Raw genomic sequence first — 15838 nt, 5'->3', positions numbered from 1 at the left:
GCGGTGGTGGAGGGGGCGGAGGCGGTGGTGGACGGGGCGGAGGCGGCGCTCATCAGCCGGCCTGCTCGTTGTCCTTGTCGACCTGCGCGTCGTTCTTCCTCAGCGCCTCGTCCAGGTCCTTCTCCTTGCCCTTCTCGTACTTGACGCCGTAGTCCTGGAGCGTCAGCAGGAAGGCGCCGCCGTTGATCGAGGACGGGGCGTGGGTGGACTTCGGGTGCTGGGCGATGTCGACGAACGTGCGGTAGCCCGGGTCGTCGTTCAGCTTCGGCGACTTGAGCGCGGCCATCGTCGAGGGCACGTTGTGGATGTCGTTGGCGAAGGAGACCACCGCGTCGGTGTCGGTGGAGAGGTACTTCACCAGCTCCCAGGCGGCGTTCTTCTTCTCGCTGTTGTTCGCGATGCCGAGGATCGTGCCGGACAGATAGCCCTTGCCGTACTCGTCCACCTGGTCGTCGGGGACCGGGAAGGGAGCGGTGCCGACCTCGAAGTCGAGGTCCGCGTCGGCGGCCATCTTGCCGCGCCACTCGCCGTCCAGCTGCATGGCGACCTGGCCGGTGTGGAAGGGGTGCTTGGGGCCCCACTCGTCACCGAGCGACGTCCGGTAGCGCTCCAGCTTCCTGAACCCGCCGAGCTTGTCCACCAGGTTCTTCTGCCAGGTGAACATCTCCTTGACCGCGGGGTCCTTGGCGGTGTTGGACGTGCCGTTCTCGTCGAGGTACGTCACGCCGAACTGCGCCCCGTAGTGCTCGACGGTCGTCTCGTAGCCCAGGTAGTTGGGCATGAAGCCGAGCCGCTCGAAGCTGTCGCCCTTGGTCTTGGTCAGCTTCTTCGCGACGGCGTCGAACTCGGAGAGCGTCTTCGGCGGAGCCTTGATGCCCGCCTCCTTGAAGGCGTCCTTGTTGTAGTAGAGCCCGTACGCGTCACCGAGCAGCGGCACCGCGCAGCGCTTGCCGTCGTGCTCGGTGTACTTGGCCATCTGCGGCAGGAAGGTCTCGGCCGGGTCGATCCCGGCCTTGTCCAGGAACGGCTTCAGATCGGCGAGCGCGTTCGAGGAGCAGAAGCGGCCCACGTTGTCGGTGGTGAACGACGACACCACGTCGGGCGCCTTGGAACCGCCGGTGCGCAGCGCCTGGTTGAGCTTGTCGTCGGTGATGCCCTTGACGATGTCGACCTTGATGTTGGCGTGCTTCTTCTCGAACGCGGCGATGTTCTTCTCGATGGCCGCGACCTCGCCGGGCGAGCTCCAGCCGTGCCAGAAGGTGAGCGTGGTCTCGGCGTTCGGGTCGTCGCTCGCACCGGAGTCGCCGGACCCCGTGCAGGCGGTGGCGAGTACGGCTATCGCGGCGAGGGCCGCGGCTGGGGCGAGCCTGTTTCTGCGCATGGCGGAGTCTCCCTTGGCGGGGTGGGGACGGTGCGGTGCGGGACGGGGTCAGCGGGAGGTGTCGAACACTTCGTCTCGGGTGTCGGCGAGCGCGCTCTCCAGCGCCCCGCGCAGGACGGGGTCATCGCCCACCTCGCCGAGTACCAACCGAGGCCGGGACGCGGCCAGTTCCGCGAGTTCGGCCTGGACCAGCTCGCGCAGCGGCTCCCCGCCCGCGGTGATCATGTCGCCGGACAGGACGACGAGTTCCGGGTCGAGCATGGCGACCATCGAGGCCAGACCGGTGGCCAGGCTCGTCGCGTAGCGCTCCAGGAGCAGGCGGTACGGGCCGTCGGGCGCGGCCGACGCCTGTTCGATCAGCGGCACCGCCTGGGTCGTGTGCGAGCCGTGCCCGGGCACCGCGATACCGAGCTCGCGGGCGATCCTGGGCACCGCCTGGGCGCCGGCCAGCTCCTGGTAGCCGCCCGCGTTGGCCTTGGTGACCTGCCGCTGGAGCGGGGTCCCGGGCACCGGCATAAAGCCGACCTCGCCCGCGCCGCCGGTCCAGCCCCGGTGCAGCCGGCCGCCGATGACGAGGGCGGCGCCGATCCCGGTCTGGTTCCACAGCAGGACGAAGTCCTCGTGCTCCCGCGCGGCGCCCAGCTGCTGCTCGGCGATCGCGGCGAGGTTGACGTCGTTCTCGTACTCGACGGGCATCGGCAGCGCGGCGGCCAGCTCCTCAAGGAGCGCGGGGGCGTGCCAGCCGGGCAGATGGCTGGCGTACCGCAGCCGCCCGGTGTTCGGGTCGAAGGCGCCGGGGGTGCCGATGACGACCCGGTGCAGGTCGGAGCGGGTGAGTCCGGCCGCCTTCGCCGCGCCGTCGAGTGCGTCGAGCACCTGGCGTACGACGCCCTGGCCGCCCCGGCCGGGGGTTGCCAGCTCGAAGGTGCCGACCACCTTGCCGGTGATGTCCGCGACGGCGGCGAGCAGCCGCTCGGGGGTGACATCGAGGGCGCCGACATGCGCGGCGCGGGCGTTCACCGCGTAGAGCTGGGCGTTGGGTCCTGGACTGCCCTCGCTGGTGCCGGTCGCCACCACCAGACCGGCCGCCTCCAGCCGGGCGAGCAGCTGGGACGCGGTGGGCTTGGAGAGGCCGGTCAGCTTGCCGATCCGGGTGCGCGAGAGCGGCCCGTGGGCGAGCAGCAGATCGAGCGCGGCCCGGTCGTTCATGGCCCGCAGCACGCGCGGGGTGCCCGGGGTCGTACCCGCCATGTGAAGCTCCCAGTTACTTACTGCCACTGTTAGGAAGGTTTCCTATTCGGTGGAAGGAACTTAGCAGTGCACGTCAGGGGGCAGTCAAGGGGGCGTGGACGCGAAGGACCCCCGCGGCAACCAAGTCGTTACCTGCGGGGGTCCCTCGAACACCCTGGGGCTGCTCGTTAACGCCCTGGGACTACTTGTTGAGGTTCGCGGGCGGCGGGATCGGGGACGCCGCCACCGACTGCGGGGACATCGCCGAGCCGTACGCCGAAGGGGCCGCGACCGGCGGCGGTGGCGGCCCGTCCTCCTCTTCCTCGGCCGGCGGCTCGGCGCCGATGAACCGGATGCCCGCCGCGTCCAGCGCCTGCTTGATCCGCCAGCGCAGCTCACGCTCGACGCCGACCGCCTTGCCCGGCATGGTCTTGCCCGACACATGGATCACCATCGCGTCCAGCGTGACCGAGTCCAGGCCCAGCACCTCGACCGGGCCCCACAGCTGCTCGTTGAACGGCTCGTCCTTGGCCAGGTCGTCGCCGACCTCGGTGAGGAGCGTGCGCAGCCGCTCCAGGTCCTCGTCGGGGCGTACGGTCACGTCCACATGGGCCGTGGCCCAGCCCTGGCTGCGGTTGGCGATGCGCTTGACCTCGCCGTTGCGTACGTACCAGATCGCGCCGTTGTCGCCGCGCAGCTTGGTGACCCGCAGTCCCACCTCGATGACCTCGCCGGTGGCCACGCCCGCGTCGATGGAGTCGCCGACCCCGTACTGGTCCTCAAGGATCATGAAGACGCCGGAGAGGAAGTCGGTGACCAGGTTGCGCGCGCCGAAGCCGAGCGCGATACCCGCGACACCGGCGCTGGCCAGCAGCGGCGCGAGATTGATCTCGAAGGCGCCCAGGACCATGAGCCCGGCCGAGCCCATGATCAGGAAGGTGGTCACCGAGCGCAGCACCGAGCCGATGGCCTCCGAGCGCTGCCGCCGCCGCTCGGCGTTGGCCAGCAGCCCGCCGAGCGCGATGCCGTCGAGCGCCTGGGCGCCGCGGTTCATCCGCGATATCGCCTTGGTGATCGCCTTGCGTATGAAGTGCCGCAGGGTGATCGCGATCACCAGGATGAGCGCGACGCGCAGCCCGATGCTCAGCCAGGTGGACCAGTTCTCCTCCACCCACCCGGCGGCGTTGGTCGCTGTCTCCTGGGCGTCCTCCAGGGTGGCGGGAGCGGTGCCGGAACCGCCGCCGGACCCATCGGCGCCACCTGGCCCTTCCGGTCCGGCGGCCAGCAGAACAGACAACAACACGGCGAGTACCTCCTGGTGCACAAGCTGATGCAGCGGCCCGCCCGCGGTAGGCGCGGAAAAAGGCAGACCCATCACACTAACGGGGCACAGGGGGTACATCGCTCACGAACCAGCCGGGAAGGGGGTGTGGTCGAAAACACTTCGAGCCCGTTACCCGGACATGGTGGCGCTTCGACCAGGCATGAGGGGAGACTGGCTACAGATCGTCCCGGCGCGAGCCACGCGCCGCCGGCGTACAAGGAGGCATCCGTGCCGCACGTCCTGGTCCTCAACGCGTCGTACGAGCCCCTCGGCGTCGTACCGCTCCGCCGCGCGCTCGTCCTCGTCCTGGAGAACAAGGCTCACTGCCTCGAGGAGTCCGGCGCCTTTATGCACAGTGCGACCCGCACCGTCCCCGCGCCCAGCGTGGTCCGGCTCAAGCGGTTCGTGCGGGTCCCCTACCGGGGGCCCGTTCCACTCACTCGGCGCGCCCTCTTCGCCAGGGACGGCGGCCGGTGTATGTACTGCGGTGGCGTCGCAACCAGCGTCGACCACGTCATTCCGAAGAGCCGCGGCGGTCAGCACGCCTGGGAGAACGTGGTGGCGTCCTGCCGTCGCTGCAACCACGTCAAGGCCGACCGACATCTCCTGGAGCTCGGCTGGCGGCTGCGCCACAAACCGGCCCCGCCCTCCGGCCTCGCCTGGCGCATCATCGGCACCGGGCACCGGGATCCGCGGTGGCTGCCGTACTTGCAGCCCTATGGCGCGGATGACGCGTTGGCCCGGATCGACGGCATCTCCGCCTGACGATCCGGGCTTTTGTATGCCCCGCGGAGCTTGACTCCGCGGGGCATACAGGCGTGGGGTGATTGGGTGCTTTAGGACATAGGGAGGGGCGATTTGAGCCCCTTGGCTTGTTAAGTCGCCGTTTTCCTGTTTTGGCTGGCTTACTGGCCTGGTGAGCTATGTGAAGGTTGGGGTACGCGGGGAGTCGGGGGCGAGGGGTGCTGTCGGGCGGCCCCGGCGAGGAGCACACCGGGCGCTGGTCGGTGTCTGTGCCGCCCTCGTCGGGCTCTCGCTGGTTGCCGTTCCGCTGAGCCTCGCGCTGGGGTGGGACGAGATCGTCTACGCCAGCCGGTTCGGGCCGTACGGGCCTCAGACGGAGTTCAGCGCGCCGCGGAGCCGGGGCGTGCCGGTACTCATCGCCCCGGTGGCGTCGTGGAGCGGGTCGGTGGTGCTGCTGCGGGTCTGGCTGACGCTGCTGGCCGGGCTCGCGCTGTACCTCGGGTTCCGGCCCTGGCTGCGGGTGGTGCGGCGGCCCGTGGTGGTGCCGGTGGCGGCGGGCGCGTACGCGAGCCTGTGGGTGGTCCTCTTCTACGCCGGGCAGGCGATGCCCAACCACTACACCGCCATGGGGGCGGTCGCCGCGGTCGGCTGCTTCGTCTCGCCGTCGCGGTCGTGGCGTACGTCGGCGCTCCTGGCCGGGGCGCTCGCGGCGGCTGCCCTGATGCGGCTCAACGACGCGGTGACGATCGCGGGTCCGCTGCTGCTGGCCGCTGTGCTCGTACGGAGGTGGCGGCGCCCGGAGCGGATCGGCGCGGTGGTCGGCGGCCTTCTGGTCGGACTGCTGCCGTGGGTGGTCGAGGCGTATCTGCGCTTCGGCGGCGTGCTGGACCGGCTCGCGGTGGCCGAGGAGGTGCAGGGCGGGATGCGGCCCACCTTCTCGCTGCCGGAGTATCTGGGCTCGCTCGACGGGCCGTTGCTGTGCCGTCCGTGCAGCACGGACTGGGGTGCGGGTCCCGCCTGGCAGGTGTTGGCGTGGTGGCTGGTGGTCCTGGCGCTCGCGGTGGTCGGGGTGCGGGCCGCGCGCCGGAGACGGGAACTGGTCGCGGAGCTGTGGCTGTTGGTGGCGGTGGCGGCGTCGACGGCGGGTGTGTATCTGTTCCTGGTCGACTACGCGGCGCCGCGTTTCCTGCTGCCCGCGTACGCGCTGCTCGTGCTGCCCGCCGCGCATGGCGCTCTGGACCTGTGGGAGCGGTGGCGGGTGCGGCGGGCCGCCTGGATGGTGCCGCTCGCCCTGGTACTGGCGGCGCATCTCGCGGCCCAGCTGGTCGTGGCCCGTGCGCACGCGGGTATCCAGGCCGGAGCCCGCGGCGACTGGACCCGCATCGCCGAGGTGCTGCACGAGCACGGGGTGCGGGAACCCTGCCTGGTCAAGGCGAACAGTTCGGCCGTCCCCATCGCCCATACGGCGGGCTGCGCGGGGGCCCGGATGCCGGAACCGGGGCGGCCCACCGCCCTCGTACTCCACGACGCGGAACCGCCCGGCTGGGCCCGGGACTGGGAGCGGGTCCCGGTCCCGGACACGTATGGCGGGCCGTGGGTGGTACTGCTGCCGCCGTCGCCCCGCTAGTGCCGGTAGCGGGGCGCGGTCACTCGTAGCGGAGTTCGGCGGGGCGTACCGTCCGGCGCAGCAGCGGCAGGGTGCCGGCCGTGGCCAGCAGGCAGGTGGCGTACACCAGCAGCGGGGTGAGCAGCGGCAGGAGGAGGGGCATGGGGACGGTGGCCATCAGGGACGCGTACGCCGCGTACAGGCCCATGCCGCCGATTCCGGCGAGGAGGACCGCGGGCGCCAGCGGGAGCGCGGACTCCAGGAGTACGGCATGGCGCAGTACGGACTGGGGCACACCGGCGGCGGCCTGGGCGGCCAGCGCCCGGCGGCGGGTGGCGAGTGACTCGGCGGTGCCGACGGCCAGGGCGCCGAGGCTGATGACGAGGCCGAGGAGGATGCCGAGGCCGGTGAGGTGGTAGCCGCCGAGGTAGAAGTCGGCGTTCGAGGCCCAGCTCGCACCGGCCGCGAGCTCGGCGCGGGTCAGTTGCCACAGGCCCATGAAGCCGACCGAGGCCACCGTCATCAGGAGCACGGCGGCGTGGGTGCGCGAGGCCGCCCAGGGGTCGTGGCGCAGGCGGCCCGCCGCGATCAGCACCGCGGGGTTCGAGGAGTCGGCGAGGCGGTTGCCGAGGAACTTGGCGCTGGCGCCCGCGATGCTCACCGCGGCCAGTCCGGACAGCGCGAGGGCCCCGAGGAACACGATGGGGAAGAGCGCGGCCGACGGGCGCTGGCTGACCAGGAGGATCGCCACCGTGCCGCCGATCGCCAGCATTCCGGTCGCCGTGAAGGCGGCTCCGGTACGGCTGCGCTCGGGGCGGACCCGGCGCACCGGGCCGAGCGGCGAGGCGACGATCCGGCGCAGCGCCAGCAGGCTCACCAGCACGGCCAGGACCGGTACGGCGAGTACGACGAGGGCGTAGCCGAGCCAGACCAGGGGTGGGCGTGCGGTGTGGGTGGCCGCCAGCAGGAGCACCAGGAAACCGCACAGGGCGAGCACCGTGCCCGCCAGGCAGGCGAGACCGGACTCCAGCGCGGCGATCCGCCGCACCTGGGCCGGGGTCGCCCCGGCGAGCCGCAGCCCGGCCAGGCGCCGGTCGCGGTGGACGGCACCGATCCGGGCGCACTGGCCGAGGAAGCCGAGTACCGGGATGAGCAGGCCGAGCAGCGCGACGACCACGCCCGCCCGGGTGGCCGGTCCGTCCAGCAGGCCGTTGCCGTACGGGACCTTGGTATGGCCGGTGACCGAGGCGACGGTGACCGCCGAAAGCGCGAGACCGGTGGCGAGCAGCGCCCCGAACGCGGTGAGCGAGATGCGCCACCACTCGCGGCGGTCCGAGCCGCGCAGCAGGGCCCAGGCGAGTGTGGCGTCAGCCCTCATGGCTCGCCTCCACTGCGGCGCGCGCGGCCACCTGCGGCGACTCGACCACGATGCCGTCCCGCAGTTCGACCTCGCGGTCCGCATAGGCCGCGGTCTGCGCGTCGTGGGTGACCAGGAGCACCGCCGTACCGGCCTCGCGCGCGGTGTGCACCAGGGCGGTCATCACCTGCTCACCGGCGAGCGAGTCGAGCGCGCCGGTCGGCTCGTCCGCGAACACGGCCTTCGGCTCGGTCACCAACGCCCGGGCCAGCGCGACCCGCTGCGCCTGTCCGCCGCTCATCTCACCGGACCTGAGCTCGGCCTGGCCGCGCACCCCGAAGCGCTCCAGCCACGCGTCGGCCCGCTCGCGGGCCTCACCCCGCGCGGTCCCGGCCAGCAGCAGCGGCAGCGCCACGTTGTCGAGCGCCGTCAACTCCGGGATCAGCTGCCCGAACTGGAAGACCACCCCGAAGTCGGTTCGGCGCAGCAGCGTACGGTCCGACTCCGACAGCTGGTCCACCCTGCGCCGCCCGTACGCGACCGCACCCTCGTCCGGCGCGACGATCCCCGCCATGCAGTGCAGCAGCGTCGACTTGCCGCTGCCGCTGGCGCCCGTGACGGCGAGGATCTCACCCGCGCCCAGCTCGACCGACGCGCCGCGCAGCGCGCCGGTCCTGCCGTAGGACTTGGTGAGGTCGCGCGCCGTGATCAGGGGCGCCCCCTGCTGCGTACTCATCTGGTGATCTCCTGGGTGAGAGCGGTGAGCCGTCCCGCGGTGGTGTTCATCCAGCGCAGGTCGGCGTCGAGGTGGTGGAGTGCGTAGTCGGCCGACAGGACCGTGGCCAGGTCCGCGCCCGGGGACGCCTTGACCGCGGTCAGCTCGCGCATCCGCGCCTTGTGGGCGGCGCGCTGGTCGCGGAGGTACGCCTCCGGGTCGGCGGAGGTGGTGAGGATCGCGACCACGACCTTGGCGAAGATCTCGTTGGTCACGAAGGGCGCGGGCGGGGCGACCTGCCCCAGCCAGTCGGCGAGTTCACGCTCGCCCTCGGCGGTGGCGCGGTAGCTCGTACGCTCCGGGCCACCGTCGGCTTCGGTCCCGTCGACCTCGGCGAGCCCGTCGCGCACCAGGCGCTGCAGGGTCGTGTAGACCTGCCCGTACGCGAGGGGACGGCCCTGCGGGAAGCGGTCGTCGTGCCGTCGCTTGAGGTCGTAGCCGTGGCCGGGGTCGGTGGCGAGCAGTCCGAGGAGGACGTGTCGAGTGCTCATGAAGATCACTATGCACTACGTACATGTACTGAGTGAATAGTGGGGTGGGGGAGAAGCTGGAAGTGGGACGGCATGTTCCGGTTACCGGTCCTTCGGCTTCGGTTCCTCGGCCTGCACCGCGTACGCCTCCACCGACCACAGCGAATAGCCGTACTCCGTGGCGCGCCGGTCGCCCTGGACCCGGACGTAGCGGGCGTCGGGTGCGTCCATGCGGACCGTCTCGCGGCCGCCCCTGCCGTCTCTGACCGTCGCCGCGGTGCGCCAGGTCTTGCCGTCCGGGGACACCTGGACGCGGTACGCCTTCGCGTAGGCGTCCTGCCAGTGCAGGGTCACCTGGCCCAGGCGTACCGGCTCGGTGAGTTCCAGTTGCCACCAGGAGTTGTCTTCGGCGGGGGACGACCAACGGGTCGTGGGGTCGCCGTCGTTGGCCGCGGACGCGGGGAAGTCCTCGGTCTCGTCGGCCGAGGACGCGGCCCGTGCGCCGCGGGCCAGGTCGGGGCCCGAGGCGCGCGGGAAGGCCCGTACGGTCAGGGTGTGGGTCTGGTCGCCGAAGGTGAGGGGGACCTGGTACTCGCCTGCCGGGGTGTCCTTGGGGACGGTGACCTCCACCGGGACGGCGACCTCCGTGCCGCGTGGCAGCACCGACTCCTTGGGGGTGCGCACCTTGATGCCCTTCGGGGGCTTCGCGGTCAGTTTGCCGTCCGCCTCGCCGCGGCGCTGCGAGGTGAGCTTGGCCGTCACCCGCCGCGGGCCGCCGCCGATCTCGGCGTCGGTCTCGGTGCGGGGCAGGCGGAATTCGGCGTCGGGGGTGTCCGCGAACCAGGGCACCAGGCGCTCGACCTTGCCCGGCTCACCCTGCCAGGTGACGCGTACCGCGTCGGCGCGCAGGTCGCGGGCCGCGGTCTCCGTCCAGCCGCTCGGGGCGAGTTCACCGAGCCTGCGCCAGCCCTCGCCGGGTACGTGCGCCTCGATGGAGCCCGCGGCTCCGGGCTCGGTCATCGCGACGACCGCGTCCAGGGGGCGCGGGCGGGGGATGCGTACGGTGTGCGAGGAGTCGTCCCGCTCGGGCTTCGCGGGCTGGCGGCTCGCACCCGTCCAGGTCGCGGACTCCTTCTGGACCCGGTCCAGGAACGGGTCAAGGACGCCCTTGCCGACCGTGGCCCGGCCGGACTTGGCCACGTCGCGGGCCGCCTTGAGTCTGCGCTCGGCGGTCCAGGCCGCGGCGCCGTCGCCACGGGACTGGGCGTGCAGCAGGTCCACGGCGTACTCACCCGCGGTGCCGTACCACGACAACTGCTCAAGCCAGGGCCCGACTTCGGCGCCGAGCGGGGTGCCTTCGAGGCGCTGCGGGGACTCCCGCAGGACGGTGAAGGCGTCGCGCAGCTTCTTGGCGGCGGCGTCGACGCGCTTCTTGTCCGTGCTGCCGCGGGCGGTGAAGAAGTCCTCCATCAGCGGGCGCAGATACGCCGACTCCTGGCTGCCGAGTACGGAGGACGCGGTGTTGCCCGCCAGGGCGTGGACGGCCTCGCGGGTCGCCTTGGCGTCAGTCGTTCTGGTGTCAGGCGTCTTGGTGTCAGACCTGTCGGTGTCAGGCGTCTTGGCGGCTTCGGACGCCGTCGTGGCGGCCAAGTCGTCGATGGCCGCCCGCCAGGACTCCTGCGGGCGGTACTGCTTGGGGTTCCAGGCGTAGTCGGCGGCCGTGAACAGCGGGATACGCGAGGCCGCCGCCTGCTCCATCGCGTTGGAGAGCAGCGCCACCGAACCCGCGGCCACGGCCGGCTCCCGGCCCAGGTAGGGGCCGAGGAAGATACGGTCCTGGGCGTAGTCGTTGACCGAGTAGTTGTCCATGGTGACCAGCGGATGCCCGAACGCCTCGCGGGCACCGGCCAGTTCGCGGCCCGTGATGGTCTTCGGCACCACGCCGACCCCCGTCCAGGCGACCTGCACCCCACCGTCCAGCTTCCGGGCCAGCGCCCTGCGGTACGCGGTCGAGCCCTCCTGGTAGTGCTCGGTCGGCAGCAGCGACAGCGCCGCCGCGTCGCCGTAGCGCTCCGCCAGGTGGTCTGCCACCGCGCCCGCGACCCTGGCCTGGGCCGCGGCGGCCGCGTCCGGGCCCGAGCCGAAGGTGTCGCGGTCGGCGCGGCAGTGCCACTCGCTGTACGAGACGTCCTGGAACTGGAGTTGGAAGGCCCGTACGCCCAGCGCCCACATCGCGTCGAGCTTGCGGTTCAGCGCCTTGACGTCGTCGTCGGACGACAGGCACATGGCCTGTCCGGGCGCCACGGCCCAGGCGAGCGTGACGTGGTTCTCCCGCGCGCGCTCGGCCAGCGCCCGGAACTCGGCGCGCTGCGCGGCCGGGTAGGGCTCACGCCAGCGGGCCTGGCGGTACGGGTCGTCGCCAGGGGCGTACAGATAGCGGTTCTGCTTCGTCCGTCCCATGAAGTCGAGCTGGGCGAGGCGCTGTTCGCGGGTCCAGGGGGTGCCGTAGAAGCCCTCGGTCATGCCGCGTACGGCGGCGGTGGGCCAGTCGCGGATCCTGACGCCCGGCACGGCCGAGCCGCTGATCAGCTGGCGCAGGCTCTGTACGGCGTGGAACAGCCCGTCCGCACCGACACCGGCGAGCACGACCGTGTCACGGCCTGCGACCTTGCCCGTGGCGATGCGGTAGCCACCGGACGGCAGATCCGCCTGCTCCGGGGCCTTGAGCGCGCGCAGGGCGCGGTCGGCTCCGGAGCCCCGGTGGCGCGTGGGGCCGCCCGCGATGGGGTGGGTCGCCTGGCCGGTCCGCTCGTCGCCCGCGCGCACCACCAGGCCGCGGGCGGGCAGGGGGTCCGCGTCGGACAGCTCGGTGATCGTGCGGGCACCAGCGGTGCGCAGGAGCGTACGGAGCGTGTCGATCGCGTACGGGTCGGCGCCGTCGTCGGCGAGCAGGATCACCTCGTCGCCGATCGGGAGCGCACTTCCCGACGCCTGGATCGACTGTGGTTTCGGCCACACCGCGGGGAGGTTTCCGGTGCTTTTCCGGTCCGTCGCATCGGCCGTCGGGGGCACCGGCTCCGATGGGTTCGACGGGGCCGCGAGCGCGCCGGGGGCGCTGCCGAGCACGCCGCTGATGACGGCGGCCGCGAGGGCCGCGGCCCCCCTTCTGCGCCGGAGCTGCACGGCTTCCCTGCCCTTCTGCGTCAGACCCCGTCGTGGGGGTCAGGGTCGACCAGAGCCCACCACCGAGGTGGTCGGAGTGTCAATGTGGGTGACCGTTGTGTCCGGGTTACTCATGGGTGGTGCGGGTGGATTCGTGTGGCCCGGAGGTAACTCCTGTGCGCCGGGCGGGATGTGAGCAGTGCCACACTGTCCGAATGCTGGGCGATCCAGTGGGTAAGGGCTCGCATGGACCCTGCCACCACCCACTCAAGGAGGCCCTCCGTGGCCGCAGCCGCTTACCTTCTGCTCGACGCGATCTCCAAACGCCCGGAGACGCGTGACCTGCCCGACCTGTCGCTCGTCTCCGACCCCGACTCCGGACTGCTCGGCTCCTGCTCCTGCGGCTGCCTGGAGCCCCCACTGACCAGCGAGCCGCCGCTCGCCGACGCCGCCCCCCTCACCAGTGAGCCGCCGCTGGCCGACGCCGCGCCACTCACCAGCGAGCCCACCGCCACCGGCACCGCATCCGGCCTGGACCCCTCGGCGTACTAGATGCCGCGCCGCCGCCCGCGCCGCTGTCGTGTGTCCCCGCGCCCATGACGCCCCCCACCCCGCCCGCGCCCATGACGCCCCCCACCCCGCGGGAGCCCCGTGACTTACCGGAGCCCCTTGACCTGCTGGCCGCCAGGCACGGCGTGGCGACGTCCTACTCCCCGTCCCCTGACCGCACGGTACGGGCCTCACCCGACGCGGTCGTGGCCGCGCTCGCCGCGCTGGGCGTGGACGCGAGCACACCCACGGCGGTACGCGCCGCGCTGACCACGCGGGACGCGGAACTCCGCGAGCGACTGCTGCCGCCGACGCTGGTGGCGTGGGATGACGCCGTGGAGCCCGTCTCGGCGTCCGCGTCGGTGCCGCTCGGCTCGCTGCCGGACATCGCCGGGTTGCCGACGGGGACGCGACTGCGGGTGCGTACCGAGCAGGGGGACGTGCTGGCCTGGGCGTCCGGTGACGGTGACGGTGACGGTGACCGTGACGATGGCGATGCGGGCTGGCCGCGGGTGCCCTTAGGGGTGCACGAGGTGGAGGCCGATGCGCCCGACGGGCGGAGCGCGCGGGTGTGTCTGGTCGTCGCGCCCGGGCGGGTGCCCGCACCCCAGGGGCGTGCGTACGGGCTGCTCGTGCAGGTGTACTCGTTGCTGTCGCAGCGCTCCTGGGGCATGGGCGACCTCGGGGACCTCGCCGATCTCGCCGCCTGGTCAGGGCGGGCGCTCGGCACCGGGTTCGTGCAGGTCAACCCGTTGCACGCGAGCGTGCCGGGGCGGCCGGGCGAGTCGACCGACCCGTCCCCGTACCGCCCCTCGTCGCGGCGCTTCCCCGACCCCGTACATCTGCGCATCGAGGACATCCCCGAGTACGCCTATCTCGCCCCCGAAGCCCGCGAGGAGGCCGACGGGCTGCTCGCGCGGGCCGCCGAGCTGCGCCAAGCCGTGCTGCGCGAGGGTGCGTTGATCGACCGGGACGCGGTGTGGGCGCTCAAGTCGCGCGCCCTGGAGCTGGTACGCGAGGTCCCGCTGAGTCCGGGACGGCGCGCCGCTTACTGCGACTTCCTCGCCGAGCAGGGCGAGGCCCTGGAGGCCCACGCCACCTGGTGCGCGTTCGCCGAGCGGTACGGCCCCGACTGGCCCGCCTGGCCGCAGGCGCTGCGCGACCCGAAGTCGCCGGGCACCGCCCGCGCGCGGGGCGAGCTCATGGAGCGGATCGACTTCCACTGCTGGCTCGGCTGGCTGGTCGACGCCCAGCTCGCCGCCGCCCAACGGGCCGCGCTCGACGCCGGGATGGAAATCGGGCTCGTACACGACCTGGCCGTCGGGGTGCATCCCGGCGGGGCCGACGCCTGGGCGCAGCGGGAGTTCTTCGCCGCGGGGATGTCGGTGGGCGCACCGCCCGACGCGTTCAGCGCGGGCGGCCAGGACTGGGGGCTGCCACCCTGGCGCCCGGACGCGCTCGCCGCATCCGGCTACGCGCCCTTCCGCGACCTGCTGCGCGGACTGCTCCGGCACGCCGGTGCCCTGCGCATCGACCATGTGATGGGCCTGTTCCGGCTCTGGTGGGTGCCCGCCGGCCGCCCGCCGACCGACGGCACCTACGTCCACTACGACGCCGACGCTATGCTCGCGGTCCTCGCTCTGGAGGCGCACCGCGCCTCGGCCGTCGTTATCGGCGAGGATCTCGGCACCGTGGAGCCGGGTGTCCGCGAGGCCCTGGCCGCCAGGGGGATACTCGGCACGTCGGTGCTGTGGTTCGAGCGCGACTGGGACGGTACGGGGCTGCCGCTGCCCCCCGAGGACTGGCGGGCCGACTGCCTGGCCACCGTCACCACCCACGATCTGCCGCCCACCGCGGCCCGGTTGAGCGGTGAGCACATCCGGCTCCACCAGCGGCTGGGGCTGCTGGCCGGGCCTTTGGCGGTGGCCGAGTCGGAGAGCGCGGCGGAAGTGGGGGAGTGGCTGGGGTTGCTGGCCCGGCTCGGGCTGCTGTCCGGGGGTGAGGTCGGCGAGGAGGAGGAGATCCGGGCGGTCTACCGCTTCCTGGTGCGCACCCCGGCCCGGATGGTCGGGGTCTGGCTGCCGGACGCGGTCGGCGACCGCCGCCCGCAGAACGTCCCCGGCACCTGGCGCGAGTACCCGAACTGGCGGCTGCCCATCGCCGACGCCACCGGGCGCCCGGTCACCCTTGAGGAGCTCGCCGCGTCGGCGCGGCTGCACGGGCTGCTGGCGGAGCTGCGGGGTGAGTGGGCGCCCGGTCCCGTCCCCTAACGGCACCCCGGGCGCGCGGCTTGTTCACGCATTCGCTACGTTGGCACCGTGGACAAGAAGAATGCCCTGCGCGCCGGCGCCGTAGCAGCCGGTACGACGCTGATGATGCTGCTCATGTCGTCCCCCGCGCTCGCGCTCACGCCCGACGACGGCGACGACCCGGCTCCCAAGCTGAGCGTGCTGGACACGCTCGGCCTGTACGTCGCCGCGCCGATCGCACTCTTCCTGCTGATCGCGGGCCTGGTGATGGTCGGCGACAAGTCCAAGGACCGGGTGAAGAAGCCGCAGAAGCAGGCCTGACGGCCCGCACCCCTTATCTGTTGCGCCGAGGGCGCCCCTCCTGAGCGAGGGGCGCCCTCGGCGTGTTTACGGCCTGCCCGGCCTGCCCGTTCAGCTCCGCGTCGCCCCGTCGAGCAGCGTGCGCAGCAGGCCCGAGAGCTGCTCGGCCTGCTTCTCGTCCAGGGCGGACAGCGTCTCCCGCTGGACCGCGAGTCCGACCTCCACCGCCTCGTCGATCAGCCGCAGCCCGTCATCGGTCAGGGTGACCTGGAGACCGCGCCGGTCGTGCGGGTCGGGGGAGCGGCGGAGCAGCCCGGCCCGCTCCAGCTTGTCGAGCCGCCCGGTCATCCCGCCCGTCGTGAGCATCAGCGTCGCGGACAGCTGGCGCGGCGAGAGCGTGTACGGCTTGTCGGAGCGGCGCAGTGTCGCCAGGACGTCGAACTCGCCACGGGAGATGCCGAAGCGGGCGTACGCCTGGTCCATGCGCGCGCCCACCGCGCTGGCGATCCGGTAGACGCGGCCCAGGACCTCCATCGCCTTGGTGTCGAGGTCGGGCCTGACGGACGCCCACTGGGCGATGATCGCGTCGACGGGGTCGGGGGGCGTCGTCTTCGTACGCAGGGCGCTCATGGCACGAGTATCCGCACACAGTCAGTAGGGCGCAAGAAAGTTGCTTAGTAAAAAGTAGCTT

13 protein-coding genes are annotated in these 15838 nt (G+C 72.4%); 5 read left to right on the top strand and 8 right to left on the bottom strand.

Annotation, left to right across the window (positions count from 1 at the left end; genetic code table 11):
• Window positions 1–52 precede the first annotated feature (52 nt).
• The 3 genes from U9R90_RS28835 to U9R90_RS28825 form a co-directional block, all read right to left on the bottom strand.
• A complete protein-coding gene (locus U9R90_RS28835) occupies window positions 53–1381 on the bottom strand; it encodes an ABC transporter substrate-binding protein (protein ID WP_411059606.1) in 1329 nt (442 codons plus the stop codon).
• A 48-nt stretch (window positions 1382–1429) separates the two neighbouring features.
• The gene (locus tag U9R90_RS28830; RefSeq protein ID WP_411059605.1) at window positions 1430–2632 is read right to left on the bottom strand and encodes an ROK family protein; all 1203 of its coding nucleotides are present in this window, start codon (window positions 2630–2632) and stop codon (window positions 1430–1432) included.
• Between the two features lie 181 nt (window positions 2633–2813).
• The gene (locus U9R90_RS28825) at window positions 2814–3914 is read right to left on the bottom strand and encodes a mechanosensitive ion channel family protein (protein ID WP_411059604.1); all 1101 of its coding nucleotides are present in this window, start codon (window positions 3912–3914) and stop codon (window positions 2814–2816) included.
• Between the two features lie 249 nt (window positions 3915–4163).
• On the opposite strand from U9R90_RS28825, the gene U9R90_RS28820 reads away from it, so the two are divergent.
• Both U9R90_RS28820 and U9R90_RS28815 read left to right on the top strand, forming a co-directional pair.
• The gene (locus tag U9R90_RS28820; RefSeq protein WP_411059603.1) at window positions 4164–4700 is read left to right on the top strand and encodes an HNH endonuclease; all 537 of its coding nucleotides are present in this window, start codon (window positions 4164–4166) and stop codon (window positions 4698–4700) included.
• Window positions 4701–4851: 151 nt separating this feature from the next.
• Entirely contained in the window at window positions 4852–6306 is a 1455-nt protein-coding gene (locus U9R90_RS28815; protein WP_411059602.1) for a hypothetical protein, read from the top strand.
• A 19-nt stretch (window positions 6307–6325) separates the two neighbouring features.
• On the opposite strand, the gene U9R90_RS28810 is transcribed toward U9R90_RS28815, so the two are convergent.
• The 4 genes from U9R90_RS28810 to U9R90_RS28795 all read right to left on the bottom strand — a co-directional run bounded on the left by U9R90_RS28810 (window position 6326) and on the right by U9R90_RS28795 (window position 12070).
• A complete protein-coding gene (locus U9R90_RS28810) occupies window positions 6326–7663 on the bottom strand; it encodes an FtsX-like permease family protein (RefSeq protein ID WP_411059601.1) in 1338 nt (445 codons plus the stop codon).
• The gene (locus U9R90_RS28805; protein ID WP_411059600.1) at window positions 7653–8378 is read right to left on the bottom strand and encodes an ABC transporter ATP-binding protein; all 726 of its coding nucleotides are present in this window, start codon (window positions 8376–8378) and stop codon (window positions 7653–7655) included. Before U9R90_RS28805 ends, U9R90_RS28810 begins: the two co-directional genes overlap by 11 nt.
• Entirely contained in the window at window positions 8375–8908 is a 534-nt protein-coding gene (locus U9R90_RS28800; protein ID WP_411059599.1) for a PadR family transcriptional regulator, read from the bottom strand. The genes U9R90_RS28805 and U9R90_RS28800 overlap by 4 nt, the downstream gene beginning before the upstream one ends.
• An 81-nt stretch (window positions 8909–8989) precedes the next feature.
• Window positions 8990–12070, bottom strand: a complete 3081-nt coding sequence (locus U9R90_RS28795; protein WP_411059598.1) for a beta-N-acetylglucosaminidase domain-containing protein — start codon at window positions 12068–12070, stop codon at window positions 8990–8992.
• A gap of 261 nt (window positions 12071–12331) precedes the next feature.
• Between U9R90_RS28795 and U9R90_RS28790 the strand changes: the two genes are divergently transcribed.
• The 3 genes from U9R90_RS28790 to U9R90_RS28780 all read left to right on the top strand — a co-directional run bounded on the left by U9R90_RS28790 (window position 12332) and on the right by U9R90_RS28780 (window position 15168).
• Window positions 12332–12601, top strand: coding sequence for a hypothetical protein (locus tag U9R90_RS28790; protein WP_411059597.1), 270 nt, complete (start codon window positions 12332–12334; stop codon window positions 12599–12601).
• A 71-nt stretch (window positions 12602–12672) separates the two neighbouring features.
• The gene (gene malQ / locus U9R90_RS28785; RefSeq protein ID WP_411059596.1) at window positions 12673–14868 is read left to right on the top strand and encodes a 4-alpha-glucanotransferase; all 2196 of its coding nucleotides are present in this window, start codon (window positions 12673–12675) and stop codon (window positions 14866–14868) included.
• A gap of 48 nt (window positions 14869–14916) precedes the next feature.
• The gene (locus U9R90_RS28780) at window positions 14917–15168 is read left to right on the top strand and encodes a hypothetical protein (protein ID WP_411059595.1); all 252 of its coding nucleotides are present in this window, start codon (window positions 14917–14919) and stop codon (window positions 15166–15168) included.
• A gap of 90 nt (window positions 15169–15258) precedes the next feature.
• On the opposite strand, the gene U9R90_RS28775 is transcribed toward U9R90_RS28780, so the two are convergent.
• A complete protein-coding gene (locus tag U9R90_RS28775; RefSeq protein ID WP_411059594.1) occupies window positions 15259–15777 on the bottom strand; it encodes a MarR family winged helix-turn-helix transcriptional regulator in 519 nt (172 codons plus the stop codon).
• Window positions 15778–15838 lie beyond the last annotated feature (61 nt).

This window comes from Streptomyces sp. E11-3 (assembly GCF_046540415.1).
GTDB lineage: Bacteria > Actinomycetota > Actinomycetes > Streptomycetales > Streptomycetaceae > Streptomyces.
Note: the sequence above shows the minus strand (reverse complement) of the source record. Positions and strands in the feature narration are given on the sequence as shown.